The 22,326-nt window shown below is 62.5% G+C and carries 20 protein-coding genes; 11 read left to right on the forward strand and 9 right to left on the reverse strand.

Annotated features, from left to right (window positions below; genetic code table 11):
- Positions 1–67 precede the first annotated feature (67 nt).
- Positions 68–1,663: an ABC transporter substrate-binding protein gene (locus ACYG9R_RS19815; RefSeq protein ID WP_023824721.1), complete on the forward strand. Its 1,596-nt coding sequence runs from the start codon at positions 68–70 to the stop codon at positions 1,661–1,663.
- A 79-nt stretch (positions 1,664–1,742) separates the two neighbouring features.
- Here the strand turns inward: ACYG9R_RS19815 and ACYG9R_RS19820 are convergent, their stop codons facing one another.
- Positions 1,743–3,197: an FAD/NAD(P)-binding protein gene (locus ACYG9R_RS19820; protein ID WP_050590553.1), complete on the reverse strand. Its 1,455-nt coding sequence runs from the start codon at positions 3,195–3,197 to the stop codon at positions 1,743–1,745.
- Between the two features lie 186 nt (positions 3,198–3,383).
- Here ACYG9R_RS19820 and ACYG9R_RS19825 point away from each other — a divergent pair, with 186 nt between their 5' ends.
- Entirely contained in the window at positions 3,384–5,828 is a 2,445-nt protein-coding gene (locus tag ACYG9R_RS19825; RefSeq protein WP_023824723.1) for an NtaA/DmoA family FMN-dependent monooxygenase, read from the forward strand.
- Between the two features lie 31 nt (positions 5,829–5,859).
- Here the strand turns inward: ACYG9R_RS19825 and ACYG9R_RS19830 are convergent, their stop codons facing one another.
- The 5 genes from ACYG9R_RS19830 to ACYG9R_RS19850 all read right to left on the reverse strand — a co-directional run bounded on the left by ACYG9R_RS19830 (position 5,860) and on the right by ACYG9R_RS19850 (position 12,269).
- Entirely contained in the window at positions 5,860–7,122 is a 1,263-nt protein-coding gene (locus ACYG9R_RS19830; RefSeq protein ID WP_023824724.1) for an FAD-dependent oxidoreductase, read from the reverse strand.
- Positions 7,123–7,130: 8 nt separating this feature from the next.
- On the reverse strand, positions 7,131–8,348 hold the full coding sequence (locus tag ACYG9R_RS19835; RefSeq protein WP_023824725.1) for an acyl-CoA dehydrogenase family protein: 1,218 nt from the start codon (positions 8,346–8,348) through the stop codon (positions 7,131–7,133).
- A 15-nt stretch (positions 8,349–8,363) separates the two neighbouring features.
- Positions 8,364–9,401, reverse strand: coding sequence for an ABC transporter substrate-binding protein (locus tag ACYG9R_RS19840; protein WP_023824726.1), 1,038 nt, complete (start codon positions 9,399–9,401; stop codon positions 8,364–8,366).
- 9 nt (positions 9,402–9,410) lie between these two features.
- A complete protein-coding gene (locus ACYG9R_RS19845) occupies positions 9,411–10,595 on the reverse strand; it encodes an LLM class flavin-dependent oxidoreductase (RefSeq protein WP_023670870.1) in 1,185 nt (394 codons plus the stop codon).
- Between the two features lie 63 nt (positions 10,596–10,658).
- Positions 10,659–12,269 (reverse strand): ABC transporter substrate-binding protein, encoded by a 1,611-nt coding sequence (locus tag ACYG9R_RS19850; protein WP_023824727.1) that lies wholly within the window; start codon positions 12,267–12,269, stop codon positions 10,659–10,661.
- Positions 12,270–12,582: 313 nt separating this feature from the next.
- Here ACYG9R_RS19850 and ACYG9R_RS19855 point away from each other — a divergent pair, with 313 nt between their 5' ends.
- From ACYG9R_RS19855 to ACYG9R_RS19890, 8 genes are all read left to right on the forward strand, one after another.
- On the forward strand, positions 12,583–13,569 hold the full coding sequence (locus ACYG9R_RS19855) for an ABC transporter permease (protein ID WP_023670872.1): 987 nt from the start codon (positions 12,583–12,585) through the stop codon (positions 13,567–13,569).
- Positions 13,570–14,568: an ABC transporter permease gene (locus ACYG9R_RS19860; RefSeq protein WP_023824728.1), complete on the forward strand. Its 999-nt coding sequence runs from the start codon at positions 13,570–13,572 to the stop codon at positions 14,566–14,568. It begins immediately after the preceding gene.
- Between the two features lie 2 nt (positions 14,569–14,570).
- Positions 14,571–15,569, forward strand: coding sequence for an ABC transporter ATP-binding protein (locus tag ACYG9R_RS19865; RefSeq protein ID WP_023824729.1), 999 nt, complete (start codon positions 14,571–14,573; stop codon positions 15,567–15,569).
- The gene (locus ACYG9R_RS19870) at positions 15,547–16,494 is read left to right on the forward strand and encodes an ABC transporter ATP-binding protein (RefSeq protein ID WP_023670875.1); all 948 of its coding nucleotides are present in this window, start codon (positions 15,547–15,549) and stop codon (positions 16,492–16,494) included. Before ACYG9R_RS19865 ends, ACYG9R_RS19870 begins: the two co-directional genes overlap by 23 nt.
- 20 nt (positions 16,495–16,514) lie before the next feature.
- Entirely contained in the window at positions 16,515–17,570 is a 1,056-nt protein-coding gene (locus ACYG9R_RS19875) for an aldo/keto reductase (protein ID WP_023670876.1), read from the forward strand.
- A gap of 61 nt (positions 17,571–17,631) precedes the next feature.
- Complete coding sequence (locus ACYG9R_RS19880; RefSeq protein WP_155923311.1) at positions 17,632–18,270, forward strand: NAD(P)H-dependent oxidoreductase; 639 nt, start codon at positions 17,632–17,634, stop codon at positions 18,268–18,270.
- 299 nt (positions 18,271–18,569) lie between these two features.
- Entirely contained in the window at positions 18,570–18,869 is a 300-nt protein-coding gene (locus ACYG9R_RS19885; protein WP_023729588.1) for a hypothetical protein, read from the forward strand.
- 638 nt (positions 18,870–19,507) lie between these two features.
- Entirely contained in the window at positions 19,508–19,693 is a 186-nt protein-coding gene (locus ACYG9R_RS19890) for a hypothetical protein (protein WP_023681021.1), read from the forward strand.
- A gap of 173 nt (positions 19,694–19,866) precedes the next feature.
- Here ACYG9R_RS19890 and ACYG9R_RS19895 read toward each other — a convergent pair whose 3' ends face one another.
- Both ACYG9R_RS19895 and ACYG9R_RS19900 read right to left on the reverse strand, forming a co-directional pair.
- Positions 19,867–20,070 carry a hypothetical protein gene (locus ACYG9R_RS19895; protein ID WP_155921622.1) on the reverse strand — a complete coding sequence of 68 codons (204 nt, stop codon included), beginning with the start codon at positions 20,068–20,070 and terminating at the stop codon, positions 19,867–19,869.
- Between the two features lie 371 nt (positions 20,071–20,441).
- Entirely contained in the window at positions 20,442–20,813 is a 372-nt protein-coding gene (locus tag ACYG9R_RS19900; RefSeq protein ID WP_023670881.1) for a response regulator, read from the reverse strand.
- 495 nt (positions 20,814–21,308) lie between these two features.
- On the opposite strand from ACYG9R_RS19900, the gene ACYG9R_RS19905 reads away from it, so the two are divergent.
- The gene (locus ACYG9R_RS19905; protein WP_023824730.1) at positions 21,309–22,001 is read left to right on the forward strand and encodes a N5-glutamine methyltransferase family protein; all 693 of its coding nucleotides are present in this window, start codon (positions 21,309–21,311) and stop codon (positions 21,999–22,001) included.
- A 54-nt stretch (positions 22,002–22,055) separates the two neighbouring features.
- Here the strand turns inward: ACYG9R_RS19905 and ACYG9R_RS19910 are convergent, their stop codons facing one another.
- Positions 22,056–22,322, reverse strand: coding sequence for an acyl carrier protein (locus ACYG9R_RS19910; RefSeq protein WP_023824731.1), 267 nt, complete (start codon positions 22,320–22,322; stop codon positions 22,056–22,058).
- Positions 22,323–22,326: the final 4 nt, after the last annotated feature.

A 22,326-nucleotide genomic window follows, 5' to 3' on the forward strand; every position in this document is an offset into this window, starting at 1 on the left:
GTGCGTGAAACCACCGATCCCGACTTTTCCCCATAAAGACAAATCGCGCAAACGCGGAGTACCGACCATGACCATCAACCGACGCTTGTTCAATCAGTTCCTGCTGCTGGCCGGCGCGAGTACCGCCCTACCTGCCGGGGCCTTTGCCGAAGACGCCAAGCCGGTGGCGGGCGGCACGCTCAATTTCGTCTACTATCCCGAGCCCAACCAGATCGTTTCCATCAACACCAGCGCCGGTGGACCGGCCACCATCGGGCCGAAGATTTTCGACGGCCTGCTCGCCTACGACTACGACCTCAATCCAAGGCCGCAACTGGCCACCGAATGGTCGATCAGCGATGACGGGCTCGAATATGTCTTCAAGCTGCGGCCGGGGGTGAAATTCAGCGACGGCCATGATTTGACATCGCAAGACGTGGCCTTTTCGATCTCGCGACTGCGTGAAGCGCATCCGCGTGGACGCATCACCTTCCAGAATGTCACCGACGTCGACACGTCGGATCCGCATGTGGTGAAAATCAAACTGTCTAAACCGTCCGCCGCGCTGATCTCGGGGCTGGCCGCGACGGAATCGCCCGTCGTGCCCAAGCACATCTACGAGAAGCTGAAGCCGGCGGACGATCCGTCCTTCGAGCAGATCATCGGCAGTGGACCGTTCGTGCTCAAGGAATGGGTCAAGGGCAGCCACATCATCGTCGAGAAGAACCCGACCTATTGGGATGCGCCAAAACCCTATCTCGACCGGATCATCTTCCGCTTCATCACCGATCCCGGCGCGCGCGCCGCGGCACTCGAGACGGGTGAAGTCGACATCGGCCCGAACCCGGTGGCGTTTGCCGATCTGGAGCGGTTCAAGGCGTTGCCGCAGTTCGTCGTCGATAGCACCGTCTTTGCCTATAGCGGCCCGCTGCACCAGCTGATCATCAACCTGGAAAACCCGATCCTGAAGGAGAAGAAGGTCCGTCAGGCAATCGCGCATGCCATCGATCTTGATGCGATCAATGCCATCGTGTTCTACGGTTATGGCCAAGTGTCGCCGACACCGATCAGCGTCGTCAACAAGAAGTATTTCGATCCCGATGTGAAGGCGGCGACCGTCGAAACGGCGCTGTCGGAAAAACTGCTCGACGAGGCTGGCTTCAAGCGCGGAGCGGACGGCATCCGCTTCAAGCTCAGGCTCACCAACAATCCCTATAATCCGTGGGGCTATGCCGACTTCCTCAAACAGGCACTGGCCAAGATCGGCATCGACGCCGAGATCCAGAAATTCGACTTCGGCACCTATGTCAAAACCATCTACACGGATCGCACCTGGGACCTGTCGACGGAATCCTGCGGCAACATCTTCGACCCGAGCGCCGGTGCGCAACGGCTCTACTGGTCGAAGAACATCAAGATCGGGCTGCCATTCTCCAACGGCGCGCACTACGAGAACCCTGAGGTCGACCGGCTGCTGGAGGCCGCATCGGTGGAGCTTGACGAGGCCAAGCGCAAGCAGCTGTTCTTCAGGTTCCAGGAGATCATCGCCGACGAGTTGCCGATCATCAATCTGATCGCACCGCCGACCATCATCATTGCCCGCAAGGCCGTCAAGAATTACGCGCCGGGTGCTGAAGGCCTGTCGGCCAGTTTCGCAGACGCTTATATCGATCCGAACGCCTGAACCCGGCGGACATCAGCAAGAAAAGGGCCGCGTCTCGGCGCGGCCCTTTTCGTTTCTATGGTCTTGAGGTGCAGAACGGTCAGGCCAGAGCACGCAGCCTTGGGCTGGAGCCGACCAGAAGGCCGGCAAGGGCGATGGCTTGCGCCAGCTGTTCGCCGATGGAACTCGATTCCCAGGCGACGCCGCGCAGCGGATGGCCGATGGCAAACAGATTGCCGTGGGTCCTGCCGTCGCCGGAAATCACCTGGCCGTCATGCGTGGCGTCGATGCCGAACCCGGTCGCATGCGGCCTGACGATGCCGTTCTCCAGCAGGCTCTGGACAAACGGATCGGCGATCCGCCGCCAGTCATGCTCCTGATGGCCCCGGCAGTTGACGACACCGTCGAAACGCAGCCGTTCGACCGCGCCGCTATCGCGCCAGCGGATCTCGGCGACAATGCCGCCGGCTCGCGGATGCAGTGCCAGCACCCGTCCGGCGCCGCCCGCCCAACGGCCTTGGCTTTGCGCCAGTGCGACGCGCTCAAAGCTCGGCGGCGCCGCTCGATGCGCGGTGACGTCCCAGAAAGCGCGCAGATGGCGTGCGAACTTCAGGCGCTCCTTGTCGGTAGCGCCTTGCCACAGAGCCAGGATCCACGGCCGGATCGTCAAAGGCAGCCCTTGCCAGTCCAGCCCGGCGGCCTCGATGGCCCGGCGTTCGGCCTTTACCAAGGCAAGAAGCGCCCTCGTGGTTTTCGGCAGCGGCCGCCCGGTAAGAAAATCGCGCGACGCTTCGGTATTGCGCCGAGGCTCGACGATCTGTCCGCGCCGCGACACGACGCGATAGCTGCCCTTGAAGCCGCGCGCCTCCATGCTGGCGACGACGTCGACCATGCTGAGACTCGAGCCGATCAGCAGCAATTGCCTGCTGCCGGCAAGCCGGTCGAGCGCCGCCGGATTCCAGGGGTTGGCGACATAGCGGGGATCGCCGACGATGGCTGCTTCCGTGGCGGACGGCTCGCTCTGGAACACGCCGGTCGCCAGGACGACCTCATCGGCCAGCAATTGCTGGCCATCGCTGGTGCCGACGCAGACACCACATGGACCGGTCAGCATGTCTATTGCCGAGGCGTTGATGTGGCGCAATGAGGAACGCCCGTCCGCGTCTTTGGTCGCTCTCGTCAGTTCGGACTGGACATAGCTGCCGAACAGCCAGCGCGGCGGGCTGGAGTCAGGCACATCTGCGGGCGGCGCCCAGCCATGCTCCGGCCCATTCGCCATGAGCCAGCGAACGAGATGATCGGGGTCATCAGGGTGCAGCGAGAAGATGCGCGCCGCGCCGTTGACGAGGTGTTGTGGATCGACGGTGCTGTAGGCGACGCCGCGGCCGAGCTCTGCCCGTCGCTCGATGATGGTGATTGCCAGCGGTTCGGTCGAACGGTCGAGCAGCTTGATCGCGGCAACCGCGCCGGCAAAGCCACCGCCGACGATGATGATCGAGCGCGGGGTCGAACGCGGAGGGATGATCGAAGGCGGGGAGGAGGGGGTATGAAACATCAAGGACCTTTGCGACACCGACGGTGCGTGGCTCTAGCCCATCGCTCCCGCGCCGGCCATCGTGCTTTCCCTTGACCCGATGTCAAAAAACAATAATTGCCAGCTGGCGAAAGGCATTCTTTCGCTCAGTGGGTTTGGCAGGCGCTAGATAGGAACGCCCTTTTGCGATCAACCTGAAAGCCGCTGATGACTGAAGATCGAAAGATAAGGCTTGGCGCTTTCGTCCGCGGGCCGGGCCATCATGTAGCTGCCTGGCGCCATCCCGATGTGCCGGCCAATCCGGGCCTGAGTTTTCAGCACTACGCGGACGCCGCGCGCACCGCAGAGCGCGGCCTCTTCGACATGGTGTTTCTTGCCGACAGCCTCAGCGCGCGCAATGGCGAGCAGCCGATCGAGACTTTTGAACGCACCGGCCATGTCGTGCATTTCGAGCCGCTGACGTTGTTGTCGGCGCTCTCGACGGTGACGCAGAGGATCGGGCTCGTCGCGACCGCTTCGACCACCTATTGGGAGCCTTTCCATCTGGCGCGGCTGTTTGCCTCGGTCGACCATCTGAGCGGCGGCAGGACAGGCTGGAATGTCGTCACCTCGGCCGATGCGCCCGCGGCCGCCAATTTCAGCCGCGACCAGCACCCCGTTCATGCCGATCGCTACGACCGCGCCGAAGAGTTCGTCGCCGTGGCGCAGAAGCTGTGGGACAGCTGGGACGACGATGCCTTCGTCGCCGACAAGGCTTCGGGGATCGCCATCGACCGGCACGGCATCCATGCTCTTGACCATGTCGGCAGGCATTTCCGCGTCAAAGGACCGCTCAACGTCGCCCGCCCACCGCAGGGCCATCCCGTCATCGTCCAGGCCGGTTCGTCCGATGCCGGCCAGCACCTGGCGGCGCGCACGGCGGAGGTGGTTTTCACGGCCCATCCGACCATCGAATCGGCGCGGGGTTTCTACAGCGAGCTGAAGGGCCGGCTGGGCTCGTTTGGCCGCTCCGCCAACAGCTTGAAGATCATGCCCGGTGTCTTTCCAGTCGTCGCGCCGACACGTGCTGAAGCCGAGGACAAGTTCGACGCCATCCAGCGCCTGGTCGATCCGGTGGTCGGCGTGGCGCTGGTTTCCGGACTGCTCGGCGGCGTGGATCTCTCCGGTTATCCGCTCGACGGAGCATTGCCGGAACTCGGCAGTTCCGATGCAGTGAAAAGCCGGCTGAAAGTCGTTTCCGAATTGGCCGCGAGCCGGAACCTGACGATCCGGCAATTGTACCTCGCCGTTGCCGGTGCACGTGGCCATTTCCAGATCGTCGGCACGCCAAAGGATGTCGCCGACATGATGGAAGAGTGGTTCACCGGCGGCGCGGCCGACGGCTTCAACGTCATGCCGCCGATCCTGCCGACGGGCCTCACCGATTTCGTCGATCTCGTCATCCCGGAGCTGCAGCGGCGCGGCCTGTTCCGCACCGCTTACGAAGGCAGCACGCTACGCGAGAATCTCGGCCTTGCGCGTCCGGTCCGTGGCGCCGCCGAACAGCAAAGAGAGGAAAGCATCATGAGCGACACGACGATCGACTCGACAACGTTTCGCCAATGGCTGGCGGACGGCGAGGAACTGGCGGTGCTGGATATCAGAGACAGCGCGGCTGTCGGATATGCATCGCCGCTGTTCGCCACCAATCTGCCCGCAGATCAGGTCGAGGCGGAGATCGACCGCTTCATCCCGCGCAAAGCGGTGCGCACCGTGCTGGCCGATGACGGCAGCGGCGTTGCCGAGCGACTTGTCGAACGACTGACCGGGCGCGGACGCAGCCAGCTCTTCGCACTGGCCGGTGGAATTCCGGAATGGACGAAAGGCGGCTTGGACGGCTTGCCGACCTTCGACACGCCGGGCGTCGATTTTTCGTTGGCGATCCGCGACGAGAAAGGAACGCCGGTCATCACCGTCGACGAACTTGAAGCGCTCAAAGGCCAAGTCGCCGACGTGGTGATCCTCGACAGCCGGACGGTAGCGGAGTTCGACAAGGACCATGTGCCTGGCGCCATCAGCGTGCCGGGCGCCGAACTGGTGCTGCGCTTCGCCGACCTGGTGCCGTCGCCGGAGACGCAGGTGGTTGTCTCCTGTGCCGGCCTGCCGCGCGCAATCATCGGCGCGCAGACGCTGATCGACGCCGGTGTGCCCAACAGGGTTGCCTATCTGCACGACGGCACCAAAGCGTGGCGTGAGGCCGGCCTTGCGCTCGAGACCGGCAGGACTGCTGGGTATGGTTCGGCCAGCGAGGACGCGAAGCGCTTCGCCGGAGAGCACATCGCAAAACTCGCCGAAGGCGACAGCTTTCCGCGCATCGATGCGGCGACCGCGGCAGCCTGGGCGAAGGACGAGAAGCGGACGACCTACCTGCTTGACGTGCGCACACCGGAGGAATTCGCCGAAGCGCACATTGCCGGGTCGATCGCGTCGGAGGGCGGGCAGTTGCTCGGCGTCGCCTATCGCACCATCGCCGTGCGCGGCGCTCGTGTCGTGCTCATCGACGACCTGCTCGGCGTCCGCGCCGCGACGACGGCGCACTGGCTGCAACGCCGCGGTTTCGAGATCGCCATCCTGTTGCATGACTTCCAGTCGGCCAGCCTGGACGCGGCGTAGAGGAAGAACTGTCGAGTGATTTTGGAGGCCGCTATTCGGCGGCTTCCTTTTGACGGCGGCGGCCTGAGAGGACATTCTTCTGCATCGCCGTCAGCGAAGACCGCACCGCATTGGCGCCGTGTTCCAGCATTCTCGCCTCATAGTCCGACAAGGCTTCGAGGAGTGGTTTGTCGCCGCGTCTGGCGGCCACCAGTTCCGGCACCAGCAGCCCGGCATCATAGATCGCGGTGTTGCCGCCGAGCGCGCGGAAATAGGTCATGGCATGGATGGCGTCCCCGAGCAGCGTCACCCGTTTCGTCGGCCACGGATCGACAGGCTCCGAGCTGTGGACGTGCAACAGCGCCACCGTCGACGGGTCGGTGTAGCGAATGAGGTTGAGGATGTCCTTGTGCCAGTGGCCGATCTTCGAGATCAGCAAGTCGAGCAGTTCGGCGCCGGAGAGCCTTGCCAGCGCATCGTCCGTGGCGAGCTCATCCTTTTCATACGCGGTGTTCCACCAGACATAGCTGGTGGTGTTGTTGAAATGGAAACCGGCAACGTCCTTGTGGGTGTCGTCGTCCAGCCCGATCAGCCCATATCTACGATAGGCCTCGACATTGACCCGATGGCTGGTGACCATCAGCCCGTGACCTTCCGTCGGTCTGATGCCGGCATTGTAGTCGAGCAGCAGCGGCGAGATCTGGTGAAGGGCTGCGGCATGCAGCGTCATCTTGCCGGCGAGGCGTCTGACACCGGTGTCGAAGCTTCGCGCCTGCGGCACCAATTGCTGGCGCACGCGCGAGCGGGCGCCGTCGGCGCCGACCAGCACATCGGCATGGATTGTCGAGCCGTCCTCGAAATGAGCTGTTACCGAACCGTCCGGCTGCTCCTCGTAGCGTGAAAAGACCTTGCCATGGCGCACGACACCGTCGAGGCCGGACAGCAGCACCTGGCGCAGCGTGATGCGGCTCACCGACTTTTCGATATGCGTGTCGTCAACCTCGCCCTGCGCATTGCCGCCACCCCAGGCATCCTCGCCCAAGGTTTCGAAATTCTCGTCGAGCAGGATGTTGCGGTCCGGCGCCTGGCCGAGCGTGGCGACAAAGGCTTCGTAGAGTTCCGGCGGCAGATTGGCGATCAGCGAATCGATGCCGCGCTGGCGGATGCGCAGGCGGAAACCCTGGACATAGTCGGTGCGGGCGCGATCCTTCTCGAAGACGGCGACGCCGATGCCGTTCTTCTTCAGGCCCTGCGCCAGTGTCAGGCCGCCAGGGCCTCCACCGACGATGGCGACTTCGACATGTTCGGATGCCATGACGCCGCTCACCCGACCGCCTTGAGCCTGGGTTTGACAGCAACAGCCGGCGGCTCGGCTACCTGAGGGGCAGCGTGGCGGCTGAGCGCCGCTTTGGCGGCGATCGTGCGGATCATGTGGTTCTGTGGTGCATGCGAGCGCGCGGTCAGCGTATCGCGATGGTGGCGCTCGAGCTGGAAATCTCTGTTGAGGCCGGGATTGCCGGCAAGCTCCAGCGCCAGCGAGGTGACGGCAACGGCATTGTCGATGACGACATGCCTGACCGTCATGCCGTCGGTGCCGACCGGTCGGCCGGCATCGACATCTTCGGCGAGCGAACGCAGCAGCCGCGTGCTGGTCGCAAGCCGAACCTCGATGTCGCCCAGCCCCGCCTGGATGTGCGGCACCGTCGATAGCGGCGCGCCGAGGCTCGCCGGCGCGTGCGTGGTGACGAAGGAGGCCAGCCGGTCACGGGCCGCGCGGGCCGCACCATGGTAGACAGCGCCGATCAGCGAAAAGAAGAACGCTGTCGGCCCTTCTTCACGCCTCAGCAGTTCAGACGCCGGCTGTGCCTCGGTAATGTCTTCGGCAGGCACTACTACATTGTCGAGGATGACATCGTCGCTGGCGGTGGCCCGCATGCCGGCGGCATTCCATGTCTTTTCGACGCGCAATCCCGGCGCATTGGTCGGCACCAGGAACGAGGCGAGGCGCGGTTGCGGCTCGTCGGTCAGCGCCAGCAAGTTCACCCATTTCAGGATCGGAATGCCGGTGACGTAATTCTTGTGGCCGGATATCCGCCAGACATTGCCGTCGCGCCGGGCAATGGTTTCGGGCGGCTTGCCATGAGCGGGCGAGCCGATCCCCGGCTCGGCCTGCGCGGCGTTGATCAAAGCAGGGCCGAGGCGGCCGGCCTCGACAATCCGCTGCACCAGATGGCGCGGCCATTTGCCGGATTTCCGCAGCGCGTACTGGCTGTTGTAATGCATGGCCAGCACCAGCGCCGTCGACGGCTCGCCACGGCCGATCTCGGCGATCACTGCCTGGGCTTCCACCAGCCCGCCACCGAGGCCCCCATGCTCGCGCGCCGTCACCAGGCCAAGCAGCCCGGCCTGGTGAAGCCGGTCGAAATTGGCGAACGGAAAATCCCCGGTCGCGTCGTGATGCGCGGCGGTCATCGCGAAGTCGTTGGCAAGGCCGGCTGCCGTGTCGAGGAGTTGTGGAAACTCGGGAATGGTCGAGGTCATGAAGCTGGCTTCCTCTCAGGCGGCGGCGCGAATGGTCACCAGATCGAGCGGCCGGCGATCGACCCATTTCTCGACGTCGAAATCGCTGGCGAGAAAACCCCAGTCGCACAGGAAATCCTTGTAGTGGGAAACCGCCGCGATGAGCTCGGGCTGCAGCCCGAGGCCGAGATGTTTGTGGACATCCGGACCGTTGGCCGCCAGCACCTGCTCTTCGGTGGCGCCGGATTCGCGGGCAACGAAGCGCCGCGTCTCGTCGGGATGCGCCTCGGCCCAGGCGCTGGCGCGCAGGATCGTCTCGATCAGCCGAGCGATCAGATCGGGGCGTTCTTTTGCCAGCAAATCGTCGACGGTCAGCACGCGCGGCGAACCGGAATTGATGCGGATATTGGGCTCCGGGTGGAAGCCGAATTCGGCGACCTGGATGGCGCCGATCAGATTGGCGACATTGATGCCGGCCGTGCCCTTGACATAGATGGCGTCGACGTCGCCACGGATCAGGGCTGCTGCCTCCTCGCCATAGGCCTGCTTGCGCTTGAGGCCGAACAACGATGGCCCTTCCTGGCTGTCGAGCACACTGTCGGTCAGCGCGATGTCGACGATCTCGACGTCGGCATGGCTGAGGCCCTCGAGCGACAGCGCCGATACCAGGCCCTTCAGCGCCGTCGCCCGCATGAAGTCGACGATGCCTTCGGGACGCCGGGCGATGCCGAAGCGGCGGCCTTTCAGGTCTCTGGTCGTTTTGATGCCGGAGCCGGGCAAGGCGATGATGGCCTGGAACTCGTCGGTCCAGGTGATGCCGACGAGACGCGTCTTGCGCCCTTCGGAACGGGCACGGATCGGCGGCACGTTGCCGCCGTGGCGGAACGACCAGTCGAGCGTGTGGTTGAAATGGCTTTGGCGGATATCGCGGTTGGGCGAGTCGATGATCGACTTCAATTCGATCCCTTCCTTGCGGAAGGTTTCCTCGAGAAGCCCGAGTTGTGCCGCAAGTCCGACAGGCGTCGGCACCGGGCAGCGTGTGTACCAGATTTCGGAGATCGCAGTCGTGGTCATGATTGCTCCTCAGACGTTGCGCAGGCCGGCCTGCTTCATCAGCGGCAGGATGTTCTCGCCGAAGAATTCGAGATCCGGCTTGAAGTCGAAGAAGGACAGTTGCAGTCCGTCGATGCCGGCGTCCTTGAGCTTGACGAACTGGTCGACGATCTGCTCGGGCGTGCCGATGAGATAGATGTTGCCGCCGACCTTGGCGTAGGGATCGTCACGGCCTTCTCGACCTTTCCAGGCCTGGGCGTCGCTGTTGAAGGTCTGGAAGCCTTTCGGCGTGCGGCTGTCGGCATGGGCGACGATCTGGTCGGCGACCGCCCAGGCTTCCTTCTCGGTCGGTCGGCTGATGACCAGCGGGTTGAGCAGCGTGCGCACGGTGCGGCCGACACCGAGGGCCGCGTCCTTTACCTTCTTGGTATGCGCCGGCAGCGCCTCCAGCGCGCTGGCTATGTCTGAGCCGGCCGGGCTGGTGACGAAGACGATGTCGGAGTAACGGCCGGCAAAGGAAATGCCGGCGTCGGAGCCGGTGGCGTTGACCAGGATCGGCCGGCCGTAATTCGGCTTCGGCGTGACAAAGCCGCCGTTGAGCTTCCAGCTCGATTCTCCGGAGAAGGAGAAATTCTCGTCGTCCTGCCACAGCCGCTGCAGCACTTCGACAAACTCGGCGGCGAGTTCGTAGCGGCGGTCATGCTCGATGCGGTTCCAGCCGAACATCTCGTGTTCGACGGCGCGATGGCCGGTGACCACATTGATGCCCCAGCGGCCGCCGGAGATGTGGTCGAGAGTAGCGCCGAATTTCGCCAGATGCAGCGGATGCCACGGGCCGTAGAGAACATGCATGGTCGAGATCAGCATGATCCTCTTGGTGATCGCGGCCATGGCTGCGATGGACACGAAACTGTCAAGCGCCTGGCCGTTGAAGACACCGCCATAACCACCCTTGGGCAGCCATTGGCTGAGGGCAAAGACAAGGTCGAAGCCAAGCTCTTCCGCCCTGAGCGTCAGGTCGCGATTGTAGTCGAAGCGCCAGTCGGTCGAACGCTCCAGGGTCGAGTTGGTCCAACCACCGGCCTGGATCGGCAGGAACAGCCCGAGCAGCACCGGCTGCTGAAGCGCTTTCGACAGCGGGCTGTCGGGATAATCGGTGGGCGCCCTGAAGAAGGGCGTGCCGACGATGGAACCAGGCTTATGGGCGAGCGTCATGGCGAACTTTCTCGGATGGAGGCAGGGAACCCGTGCGTGAAGACCGCGCACGGGTTTGGCGGATCAGGCGACGATGTGGGCTGTTGCGAGGGAGCCGGCATTGCCCTCGGCGCCCACCGTGTGGTCGGCGATGCGCTTGTTGTAGAGGGTGATTTCCGGCTGGCTGACGATGCCGATGTCGGGCAGGTCCTCGACCAGGATCTGCTGGATCGCGGCCCATTGCTCGAAGCGCTTTTCGTGGTCGACCTCGACAGCGGCCGCTTCAAGGAGTTCATCGACCTTGGGGTTGCTGTATTTCGAGCCATTCGAGAACGGCACGCCCGGCTTGAAATTCTTCGACCAGTAGAGGCGCTGCACGCCGACCGTCGGGTCGAACAGATTGCTCATGCCGTTGAAGGTGAAGTCGAAATCGCGGTCGGTGTAGATGCGCTTGGTGTAGGTGGCGAAATCCTGGCTGCGCACGGTGACCGCGATCCCGACCGCCGACAGCGCCTGCTTGATGTATTCAGCGCCACGCTTGTAGGTCTCGCCGCTCGGAACATAATCGTGGACAAGCTTGAGCCGGATGCCGTCGGCGTCGCGCGGCAAGCCTGCCTGGTCGAGCAGTTTCTCAGCGGCAGCAATGTCGACCGGATAGGTCTTCAGGTCGGCGACGAACCACTTCTTCAGATTGGGATTGATCGGGCCCGGAATGGTCGCGCCATAGCCGTAGTTGATGGTGTCGCGGATGATGTCGCGGTCGATGACATGGGCGAAGGCGCGGCGGACGCGAACATCCTGGAAATAGGGTTTCTCCAGGTTGAACTCGACCCGGCTGATGCCGTTGGAATACTGGTAACCCTGCTTCTCGAAGCCGATATGCGGCAGCGTTTCGAATCGCTGCAAATCGCTGTACGGGATCGGCGTTGCCGGCGCCAGGTCGATCTCGCCGGTCTCGAGCGCCAGTGCGCGTCCCGAGGCGTCCGGAATGAAACGCACGATCAGCCGGTCGAGATAGGGGCGCGGTGCATCCCAATAGCCGGGGTTGCGTTCGTAGACGATGTGGCTGCCGCGGACCCATTCCTTGAAGACGAATGGGCCGGTGCCGATCGGAGCCGTGTTGACCGGATTCTCGGCGGCCTTGCTGCCGTCATAAAGATGCTTCGGCACGATCGGCGTTTCGGCCGCGGCCAGCGCCGTGATCAGGTAAGGTGCCGGCTTCGACAGAACCAGCGTCACGGTCAGCGGATCCGGCGTCTGGATATCGACAAGGTTGAGGAAGGTGTTGCGGCCGCGCGGATGAACCTCCTTGATCGTGGCGATCGAATAGGCGACGTCGGCAGCGGTGAATGGCTGGCCGTCATGCCACTTCACGCCTTCGCGCAGCTTGAATGTGTATTGCAGGCCATCGTCGCTGACCGACCACTGCCTGGCCAGCGATGGCCGCGGCGTGAGATCGAAATCATAGGTCAGCAGGCCCTCGGTGGTCTTTGCCGAGACGTAGACCGAATTGAATGCGGTGTGGGCGATCGTCGTCAGCACCGGCGGCTCAGCCGAGAGCAGCAGTGTCGCCGTCCCACCCTGTTTCGGCTCGGCTGCGTAGGCACTGCGCGATGCGGGCAACAGGGTGGCTCCGAGCACTGTCGCCGAAAGGCCGAGGAACCTGCGGCGGTTCGGAGTGAGGAAATGAGACATGGTGCCCTGGTCCTTTTTTGCTGCCGGCATCAATCGGCCGGTCGTCGGCAGCCGGGTGAAAAATCCATCGTTCCAAGAGCCGGCCCGTTTGTGAAAAGATTTGGCCGCCGCGCTCCCGCACTTAAGATTTCATACTTCAAATGGCTTTTTTTGTAGCATGAAATAAAATTCCATTCTGCAGTTTCGCCATTTGCAGAACAAAATTTCTTAGATCAGGTTTGACAATGTCTATAAATCTTGTCAACTAAAAAGCTCGGAACTTCCGGGAAACAGTAAACCCGCATCGTCAGCCACAGCCGGGATAGCGAAAACGATGTCGACCCTGACGCGCATTGGAAGAACGTTTCGACGCACCGCGATCCAGGCGGTGCCGACCGTTCTGGGCATTGTGATCCTGAACTTCTTTCTGCTGCAGCTTGCGCCCGGCGACGCCGCCGACGTCATGGCCGGCGAGGCCGGTTCGGCCACGGTGGAAACCATGGCTGCGCTGCGCGAGCGCTTCGGGCTCGACAATCCGCTGCTCGTCCAGCTGTTCAACTATCTCTACAACCTGGCGCATTTCAGTCTCGGCTTTTCGCCGCGCTACGGCATGCCGGTCGCCGACCTGATCGGCCAGCGGCTGCCGGGCACACTGTTGCTGATGGCGGTGGCGCTGAGTATCGCCATCGCACTCGGTCTCGTCCTCGGATCGTTGATGGCGGTGTTTTCGGGACGCCTGCCGGATCGTCTGCTTTCGGTCGTTTCGCTGCTGTTCTATTCGATCCCGGGCTTCTGGATCGGCTTGATGCTGATCGTGCTGTTCTCGGTCAAGCTCGGCTGGCTGCCGAGCGGCGGTTCGGGAACCATCGGCAGCAATCTGACCGGTCTCGCCGGCCTGTGGGACAAGGTGCGCTACATGATCCTGCCGGCGCTGTCGCTGGCACTGTTCTACGTGGCGATCTATGCGCGGCTGACGCGTGCGGCGATGCTGGAAGTCCAATCGCAGGACTATGTGCGCACCGCCGCCGCCAAGGGCTTGTCGCCAACCATCATCACCATCCGCCATGTCCTGCGCAACGCGCTGATCCCCATCACCACCATGGCCGGCATGCATGTCGGCGGCATGCTTGGCGGCGCCGTGGTTGTCGAGACCGTCTATTCCTGGCCCGGCCTCGGGCGCCTCGCCTTCGAGGCGGTCATGGGCCGCGATTTCACGGTGCTGCTCGGCATCCTGCTGCTGTCGTCGCTGCTGGTCATCGTCGCCAATGCGACGGTCGATCTGCTGCACGCCTGGCTCGATCCCCGCATCGGAGTGCGCTGAATGGCTTCCACCGATTTCGTCGCGGGCGACGCCCGCTCCCGCCGCGCCTATGCCGAGGCTCGCGAGCCTGCGGCACCGGCTGAACCCGAGGCGAAGAGCTGGAGCAATCTTCACGCGCCCGACGCGCGCTCCGCCTCTGCGGCATCGGTACCGATTGCAGCCGGCGGCCGGGCGCTGAGGATTTTCCTCCGCAATCCCAACGCCATGTTCGGCGTGGTGTTCCTGTCGCTGGTCGTGCTCGCAGCATTGCTGGCGCCCGTCGTTTATCCGGCCGATCCGCTGTCGATGGTGGCGCGGCCCTTCCTTTGGCCGGGGCAGAATCCTGGCTTTCCGCTGGGCACCGATTCCATGGGCCGCGACGTGCTTTCCGGCATTCTGCACGGTGCGCGGATTTCGCTGTTCGTCGGCCTGGTGGCGACAGCACTTGGCCTGAGCTTCGGCATCCTTGTCGGCGCCACCGCCGGCTATTTCGGCGGCTGGATCGATGACGTGCTGGTGCGCCTGATCGAGATCTTTCAGACCATACCGAGCTTCGTGCTTCTGGTCGTCATGGTGGCGATCGCGCAACCGACGGCGCTTGTCGTGACGGTGGCGATCGCCGTCATCACCTGGCCGACGGTGGCGCGGCTGACCCGCGCCGAATTCCGCGCCATTCGCGAAAAGGATTTCGTCATGGCCGCGCGCAGCCTCGGCTATGGCCATGCCCGCATCATCTTTCGGGAGATATTGCCAAACGCGCTGCCGCCTTTGATCGTGACCTCGTCGGTGATGGTGGCAACCGCAATCCTGATGGAATCGGCGCTGTCCTTCATGGGCCTCGGCGATCCCAATGTCGTCAGTTGGGGCTCGATGATAGGAGCGGGCAGGGAGTTGATCCGCACCGCCTGGTATCTGACAGCACTGCCGGGGCTTGCGATCGTCTTCACCGTGCTGGCGCTGAACCTGATCGGCGACGGCCTCAACGACGCGCTCAACCCGCGCTTCTCGCAGGAGCGCTAGAGATGACCGCTGCTTTGCTCAAGGTCGACAATCTGACGGTTCGCTTCCCGAGCACCGAGCCGGTCAGCCGGCTGAGTTTCGAGGTCGGCGAAGGCGAGACGCTGGCGATCGTCGGCGAATCGGGCTCCGGCAAATCGCTGACAGCACTTGCCCTGATGCAGCTTCTGCCGCGCTCGGCGAAGATCCCCAATGGAAGGATCGAGTTCGCCGGCAGGGATCTGCTCGGTCTCGACCAGAAGGCGATGCGGAACCTGCGCGGGCGCGAGATCGCCATGATCTTCCAGGAGCCGATGACGTCGCTCAACCCGGTGCTGACCATCGGCCGGCAGATCACCGAGGTACTGACGCTGCACGAAGGCATACGCGGCAAGGCAGCGCGGAACCGTGCCATCGAGCTTCTCAATCTGGTGCGTATTCCCGATCCGCAGCGGCGCATCGACGACTATCCCCACCAGCTTTCCGGTGGCATGCGCCAGCGAGTCATGATTGCCATTGCCGTTGCCTGCCGTCCGCGCCTGCTGATTGCCGACGAACCTACGACGGCGCTGGATGTGACCATCCAGGCGCAGGTGCTCGACCTGCTCGATACGCTGCGCCGCGAACTGTCGATGGCTGTCGTGCTCATCACCCACGATCTCGGCGTCGTCGCGCAGTGGGCCGACAAGGTCGTCGTCATGTATGCAGGACGCAAGGTTGAACAGGCGCTGCCCGGCGCGCTGTTCAGAACCCCGCTCCATCCCTATACGCGCGGCCTGCTGGCCGCTTCGCCAAGGCTGAAGACCAATCTGCACTACCGCGACGCCAGGCTGACGGAGATACCCGGCAGCATCGTCTCGGCCGCTGGCGAGAAAGGCTGCCCGTTCCGGCCGCGCTGCGCGGTGGCGCGCGATAGCTGCGCCCATTTCGTGCCCGACCTCGTCGAGGTGAGCGAGGATCGCCTCGTCGCCTGCCCCTACAGCTTCATTCCGGAGGTTGCGCATGGCGCTGCTCTCGGTCTCTGACCTCTCCACGCATTTCCATGCTCAGGGTGGTGCGTTGCGCGCCGTCGACGGCGTCTCGCTCGAGGTCGGACGCGGCGAAACGGTTGGCCTCGTCGGCGAAAGCGGCTGCGGAAAATCGAGCCTCGGCAAGACGATCATGCGGCTGGTCGATCCGACCAGCGGCAAGATCGAGTTCAACGGCACCGACATCACCGTTCTCGACGCCCGCCGGCTGAAGGCGGCGCGCCGCAACATCCAGATGATTTTCCAGGATCCGTTCGCGTCGCTCAACCCGCGCCACACGATTGGCGACATCCTGACCGCGCCGCTGAAAGTCCATAGCATCGGCAACAAGGCCGAGCGGCGCAAGATTGTAGAGGATATAATCGAGCGCGTCGGTCTGCCCAAGGATTCGCTTGGCCGCTACCCGCATGAATTTTCCGGTGGTCAGCGCCAGCGCATCGGCATCGCCCGGGCACTGATCCTCAATCCGGAACTGGTCGTCTGCGACGAGCCGGTGTCGGCACTCGACCTTTCGATCCAGGCCCAGATCCTCAACCTGCTGGTCGACATGAAACGGCAGCTCGGCCTGTCCTACCTGTTCATCTCGCATGATCTGTCGGTGGTCCGCTATTTCGCTGACCGGGTGCTGGTCATGTATCTCGGACGCATCGTCGAAAGCGCCGACAATGCGACGCTGTGGACCTCGCCAAAACATCCCTACACGCGCGCACTGATGGACGCCGTGCCGGACCCGGTGCGCCGGCGTCAGGCAGCGCCGATCCATGGCGATCTGCCGAGCCCGCAGAACATCCCCAGCGGTTGCCGTTTCCACACGCGCTGCCCGCTGGCGACGGATCTCTGCCGTTCGCAGGAGCCTGCATTCCGGGCGATCGCGGCGGGGCATCACGTCGCTTGCCACTACGCCGAACCAACCCTCAACTGAAAGTTCAACGGAGCAAAACAATGTCCGATTACCGCTATCTCGGCCGCAGCGCCCTGAAGGTTTCCCCGCTCAGCCTTGGCACCATGATGTTCGGCGGGCCGACCGAGGAGACGGTCGCGCACCGCATCATCGACAAGGCGCGCGAGCAAGGCGTCAATTTCATTGACACCGCCGACGTCTACCACAATGGCAAGTCCGAGGAAGTTGTTGGCCGCGGCATCAAGGCGACGCGCGATCATTGGGTGGTGGCGACCAAATTCGTCAACTCGCATGACAAGGGTCCCAATCTCGGCGGCCATTCACGCAAATGGGTGATCCAGACCGTCGAGAACAGTCTGAGGCGCCTGGGAACAGACTACATCGACCTGTTCTATTTCCACCGCGCCGTCTTCGATGCGCCGCTGGAGGAGCCGGTGCGGGCCATCGCCGACCTGATCCGCCAGGGCAAGCTGCGCTATTTCGGCGTGTCGAACTTCCGTGGCTGGCGCATCGCCGAAGTCGCGCATCTCGCCGATGAACTCGGCATCGACCGGCCGGTGGCCAGCCAGCCGCTCTACAACATCGTCAACCGCACCGCCGAGGCCGAGCAACTGCCGGCGGCAGCCTATTTTGGTCTTGGTGTCGTCTCCTACAGCCCGCTGGCGCGCGGCGTGCTGACCGGCAAATACGAGCCCAACCAGGCGCCAGCCGCCGACACTAGGGCCGGGCGTGGCGACAAGCGTATCGCCGAGACCGAGTGGCGCCCGGAATCGATCGAGATCGCCAGGCAGATCGCGGCGCACGCAAAGTCGCGCGGTGTCTCGGCCGCCGATTTCGCGCTGGCCTGGGTGCTCAACAACCGGCTGATCACGGCGGCGATCGCCGGTCCGCGCACTGAGGAACAGTGGGACAGCTACGCCAAGGCGCTGGACTTCAGGCTGACCGCCGAGGACGAGGCCTTTGTCGACCGCCTCGTCACCGCCGGCCATGCCTCGACGCATGGGTTCAACGATCCGAGCCATCCGGTCGAAGGCCGTGTGCCGCGTTCCGAGCCGGCCGCACCGATCCCGCTGACGCGGCCTCTGCGCGCCGCCTGACGGTCAGCTGTGGACTGGCGGGGCCGGCGGCCCCGTCAGAGTCTCCAATCATTTCGCACAGATGAGAGAGACCACGAATTTCCATGTCGAACGGCTGCGCCAGAACATCGTCGTGTTGTCAGGCAACACCCATAGGCCGTCGAAATCACGGAGGCTGGCGCATCATCTGGGTGAGGCACTGCGCGAAAAACTGTCGGTCACAGTGAATTTCCTCGATCTCGTCGATGCCGGCCGCGGTCTGGGTGCTGCGTTCACGCGTAAGGAATCGACGCCGGAGGCGCTGGATGTGGTGGCCGCGGTCGAACAAGCCGACGCGCTGATCGTGACGACGCCGGTCTATAATGGTTCCTATGCTGGCCTGTTCGACCTCATCGATCCGCTGGCACTCGTCGATCGCCCAGTCCTGATCGGCGCGACGGGAGGCGGCCAGCGCCACGCGCTGGTGGTCGAACACCAGCTTCGCCCGCCGTTCGGCTTCTATTCGGCGCTGAGGGTGCCGAGCGCCGTCTATGGCAGCGACAGCGATTTTGCCGACGGCAAGCTTTTGGATCCAACGGGCCTGGGCTGGCCGCACAGGCCGTGGACCAGTTCGCGACGTTGCTTTCAGCGCGGCAGCCGAAGAGCCAACCGGTCAGGCTGGCTTCAGGCTGACGGGTATCGGGCTCGGCCAGGTGCCGGCTGCCTCGGCAAACGGAACTAAGGGGTTCGGGAAGGTCGTGAACATCTTTTAGTGTAGTAGGGTGATGGCTGCCTGGAAGTTTCGCTATTCGTGCTCCATCTGAAGGCCAAACACCGAGCGTTCGGTGCTTTGGCCGTCGTCGGAACCATACGGAACGATGCGGGAAGATTTCTGATTTTTGCCCGCGAAAAACCCAACAAAATCGACGATTTTCGTTCGCCCTCCGGGCCTACCAGTCGCCTTGATGAACAAGGCTTTGCGTCGAGGGTAGACAACCTGGTTAGACAGTCGGTCAGACAAACCGCTTCAGAAGCTTCGCCATGCCCTCCACGGCGAGCCGCTCCTGCTCCGTATCGACTTTTTTATTGAAATCCCGAATTCGGTGGCCTTACAAGACCGATGTTGCCATTGCTCGTAGGTCGGCTGTGATGGATAACGTGGTTCCATTCCGCAAGGCCGTGCCTTGCGTCGAAGTGACAGAAACCTGCGGCGAATGGTTCGTCCGCGTGGTTGAGAAAGATCAGGAAATTGCCAGGTCATTCAATCAGGAATCGTTCGCGTTGTCCTTTGCAGAAGGCCAGCGGATACGCCTAGGGCTAGCGAAGGTCGTGCGCCTGTAGGGCGCTGTGGGGCGGCATTGTAGGCATTCAAGCATGAGCGGAACCTAATTTGCAGCCGCAAATTAATGTCCAATGAATGAACTCCCAAACCGGAAAAAACTCGTGCCTGACCCTCAACCTCGGCGCGGCTCCAACAAAGGTGTGTTGCTAGCGGCTGCAGCGCTGCTGTTTGCCTTTCTCGCTCTTATTCTGTTTGGGTTTTTTCAGTAAGTGCGCGCGGCGCCGGCTTCCTAGAGAGGGCAGAGCACCTGCCGACGTGATCTTCGATCGCTCGCGTCCTTGCGGCGGGGCGACTATCCAAGCCGGCTCGGTTCGTCGCTCCTGACGGGTTCGGCGGTCCCACCACAGCAGGATGATCATTCGGCAATTTTTGGCAGCGCCGGTATTCAACTCACGCCCAAAGCGATTGAACTGAAGCTGGCCGTCGATGTCGTGACTGACGCAGCATGAGCCGAACAGGCGAGGCAAGCGCAAGCCTTGGGGCCCAACCTCAGACAGACGAAGCACGCTCGTGCAGTCTGGAGACAGCGCAACGAGTTATTCATTCGGGCGCCTTCGCATCACCAGCGGAACGAAAGAGTTAACTGGCGGTTTACTAGGGAAGGATTGCAGGACGAAAAACATTGAGGACTTCTGCCATGACAATGTTGTTCGAACCACTCGACTCTGAAGGTTACAAGCGCAGCGTGGTCTACCATGCGGCACGCTTGTCCATGCTCCACAATCGAATGCTGAAGCGTTTCGACAAGGTCGATAAAGCGGCTGAAAAGGTTGAAGCCGAGGTGGAGCTGTTTGATGAAGCTGTTCGCACTCTTTACGAATGAGCGGCATGTTGACCGCCGACGTTCCTGCTAGCGCGTATACGGGCGCGGGGTTCACCGTTGCGTCACCAGGCGATGTCGCGCCGCGTATTTGGGCTTGATAAGCACGATCTAATGTATACGATTCACCCAGCCGGCCTGGCTCCCCCGCCATCGGGCCGGTCAGGCCCGACGGTTCAACGCACCACCCCAAACGACTGTCGGGCCGCCAGGACGCTCACTGCGCAGCCGGGTTCATGCTTTGCCTTTTTTTCTCGAAAAGCGCGAGCTTGGTCATATAACCAATTCTGATTTTTGCATGGCATTGGGTGCAGTTGAAGTTGGATATCACCTTCAACCACGATCCCTTTTTTATGATGACATGAGAACAGTTTGGACATTCCAGTTCCAGGTACTCGTCCCCCATATCGTTTGAAATCGGCACTACGACACTCCCCAACAGTTGCCCGTGAAACTTGCGCTTCGAGATCGGCCGGCACCTCCGTGCTCAAACCCCGAACGTGGGTCCTTGGCAGATGTTCCGCAATCCGACCTCTGGCGACCGGGATCGGACCTAAGTCCAAATCGCCGCCAACAGGCCGAGAAGTGGAACCCCGGCGGATGCTTTTTGAACGCTGAATTTCCGTCCTCGCCGGTCGTAGTCCGCCGTCCTCATGGCCAAAGCGCCAATGTTGCCCTTTGTGAGACTGACCTCGTCCGGCCTACCAGGTCGCCAGGGCGCAACTCCGGTAATAATGCGGCGGAGCGAATGTCAGCGCGAAGCTGTGCGCAGGGACGCCAACTCGCTCACAGCAGCAAGGATGACAGCATCGGTTGCCGGCTTCGGCAGGAATCTGCAGTCGCGGAAAGCCGCGGGAACGTCGGCGGGGCCAAATCCCGACAAGAAGGCAAAGGGGATGCCTCGCGCCTGCAATATCCTCGCCACCGGCAGACCCGTTTCACCGTTCAGCTGGATGTCTAGCAACGCCACGTCAATCTTGTCCGATTCGACAAGACGCAGAGCGGCGGATACCGACGGCACAGGTCCGACCACCTGATAACCGGCGCGACGCAGCCGCGCGGCAGTGTCCTGCGCGACTAGCCATTGATCCTCAACAATCAGAACACTCACGCTTTCGCTCACGGCCCCTCTCTGCGATTGACCGGAAATGAGATGTCGATCCGAGACCTTCGGACAGTTGTTTCGACATGTCCGCAAACCTATAGGTAACCTCTCCATGCAGCAAGGTGAGGCTGATACTGGAGCGGAGGCGCTTCCACCGACCACTTGCTGAATTACTGGAGCCGAAGATTAGCGCGTCAATGCAGCTGCGGTCCGCCTCCGCTCCATCAGAGTTGGATAGGCGTTTACCCTCTCCACGATCCGCAAAATCTAAAAGCCTCCGTACCACGCCATTGGCTCTTCAAAGCATCAGCAGCACCTCTCTCTCTCTCTCTCTCTCCATCTTGGGCGACCTGAGATTGCGATCGGTCAATGAGCGTCAGAAGTGCGATGCACCGAGTTTGTGCCTGCAGTTTTTCGAAGGAAAGGCTTGAGAATTCATGATTTCGGAGCAGGTTTGGCTGGCGCATGAGCGCCGCAGATCTATACTGGGGAGATCAAGCGATGGGGTCGGCCATGAGCAAAGAGTTCAGTGTAGCTGATGCCTATGGCGCCGGCCGCGCCATCTTCATGGGACTTGAACTTCTGGTTTCGCCCGGTGCGCTCGTCCCCAGACCTGAGACCGAGTTGCTCGGCAAGACCGCGCTTGGTGTGTTGCATCAGATGAACCTGCCGGCTCCGCGCATAGTTGATATGTGCTGCGGCACTGGGAATCTGGCGTGCTCGATCGCCTACCATGTGCCCAGCGCCCTTGTCTGGGCAAGCGATCTCACCGATGAATGCGTCGAAACGGCACGCCGCAACACCTCACATCACGGCATGGCTGAGCGTCTTTCGGTGCTTCAGGGCGACTTGTTCGACTCTCTCATCGGCCTTGGGTTAGACGGAACTATCGACGTAATCGTCTGCAATCCGCCTTACATTTCTGAAAAGCGGCTCGAGGGCGACCGCGCCCATCTGATCGAGCTTGAGCCGCGCGAGGCGTTCGCAGCCGGCCCTTACGGCCTGAGCATTCATATGCGCGTACTGAAAGACGCACCGCGATACCTGCGGCGTGGCGGCATCCTGCTCTTCGAGGTCGGGCTCGGCCAAGACCGACAGGTAGCGGGTCTGCTGGAACGCAGCAAGGCATTCGAGAACATCCGTTCGGTCTCGAACGAAGCGGGCGAGGGCCGGGTGGTCCTGGGGCAAGTCAAGACGCAGGCATGAATCCTGCGAGAGTCAGACCAAATACGGGGCTGCTCTGGGCGTTACGCTTACCCATCAGTTCATTTTGCGGATGATGTATTGCTCGATCCCCTGGATGGAATCGAGGTTTTCAGGCAGAAGTTCGCTATCCTCGACGATAATGCCAAAGGTCTCCTCGATGAAGCCGATAATCTCAAGCACACCCGTCGAGTCGACAATGCCTTGATCGAGCAAGGATGCGTCATCCAGCAATGCCTTGACGTCGCTGACGTAGAAATTTGAAACCAAGAAACTACGAATCTGCTCGCTGTAGATTCCGGTGCGTTCCTTGATGGTCAACATGAAT

Source organism: Mesorhizobium sp. RSR565B, assembly GCF_054719465.1.

Excerpts from the sequence above, each read along its gene's own strand:
- ACYG9R_RS19815 (WP_023824721.1), top strand. The coding sequence starts at position 68 with ATGACCATCAACCGACGCTTGTTCAATCAGTTCCTGCTGCTGGCCGGC.
- ACYG9R_RS19820 (WP_050590553.1), bottom strand. The coding sequence starts at position 3,197 with ATGTTTCATACCCCCTCCTCCCCGCCTTCGATCATCCCTCCGCGTTCG.
- ACYG9R_RS19825 (WP_023824723.1), top strand. The coding sequence starts at position 3,384 with ATGACTGAAGATCGAAAGATAAGGCTTGGCGCTTTCGTCCGCGGGCCG.
- ACYG9R_RS19830 (WP_023824724.1), bottom strand. The coding sequence starts at position 7,122 with ATGGCATCCGAACATGTCGAAGTCGCCATCGTCGGTGGAGGCCCTGGC.
- ACYG9R_RS19835 (WP_023824725.1), bottom strand. The coding sequence starts at position 8,348 with ATGACCTCGACCATTCCCGAGTTTCCACAACTCCTCGACACGGCAGCC.
- ACYG9R_RS19840 (WP_023824726.1), bottom strand. The coding sequence starts at position 9,401 with ATGACCACGACTGCGATCTCCGAAATCTGGTACACACGCTGCCCGGTG.
- ACYG9R_RS19845 (WP_023670870.1), bottom strand. The coding sequence starts at position 10,595 with ATGACGCTCGCCCATAAGCCTGGTTCCATCGTCGGCACGCCCTTCTTC.
- ACYG9R_RS19850 (WP_023824727.1), bottom strand. The coding sequence starts at position 12,269 with ATGTCTCATTTCCTCACTCCGAACCGCCGCAGGTTCCTCGGCCTTTCG.
- ACYG9R_RS19855 (WP_023670872.1), top strand. The coding sequence starts at position 12,583 with ATGTCGACCCTGACGCGCATTGGAAGAACGTTTCGACGCACCGCGATC.
- ACYG9R_RS19860 (WP_023824728.1), top strand. The coding sequence starts at position 13,570 with ATGGCTTCCACCGATTTCGTCGCGGGCGACGCCCGCTCCCGCCGCGCC.
- ACYG9R_RS19865 (WP_023824729.1), top strand. The coding sequence starts at position 14,571 with ATGACCGCTGCTTTGCTCAAGGTCGACAATCTGACGGTTCGCTTCCCG.
- ACYG9R_RS19870 (WP_023670875.1), top strand. The coding sequence starts at position 15,547 with ATGGCGCTGCTCTCGGTCTCTGACCTCTCCACGCATTTCCATGCTCAG.
- ACYG9R_RS19875 (WP_023670876.1), top strand. The coding sequence starts at position 16,515 with ATGTCCGATTACCGCTATCTCGGCCGCAGCGCCCTGAAGGTTTCCCCG.
- ACYG9R_RS19880 (WP_155923311.1), top strand. The coding sequence starts at position 17,632 with ATGAGAGAGACCACGAATTTCCATGTCGAACGGCTGCGCCAGAACATC.
- ACYG9R_RS19885 (WP_023729588.1), top strand. The coding sequence starts at position 18,570 with ATGCCCTCCACGGCGAGCCGCTCCTGCTCCGTATCGACTTTTTTATTG.
- ACYG9R_RS19890 (WP_023681021.1), top strand. The coding sequence starts at position 19,508 with ATGACAATGTTGTTCGAACCACTCGACTCTGAAGGTTACAAGCGCAGC.
- ACYG9R_RS19895 (WP_155921622.1), bottom strand. The coding sequence starts at position 20,070 with ATGTCCAAACTGTTCTCATGTCATCATAAAAAAGGGATCGTGGTTGAA.
- ACYG9R_RS19905 (WP_023824730.1), top strand. The coding sequence starts at position 21,309 with ATGAGCAAAGAGTTCAGTGTAGCTGATGCCTATGGCGCCGGCCGCGCC.
- ACYG9R_RS19910 (WP_023824731.1), bottom strand. The coding sequence starts at position 22,322 with ATGTTGACCATCAAGGAACGCACCGGAATCTACAGCGAGCAGATTCGT.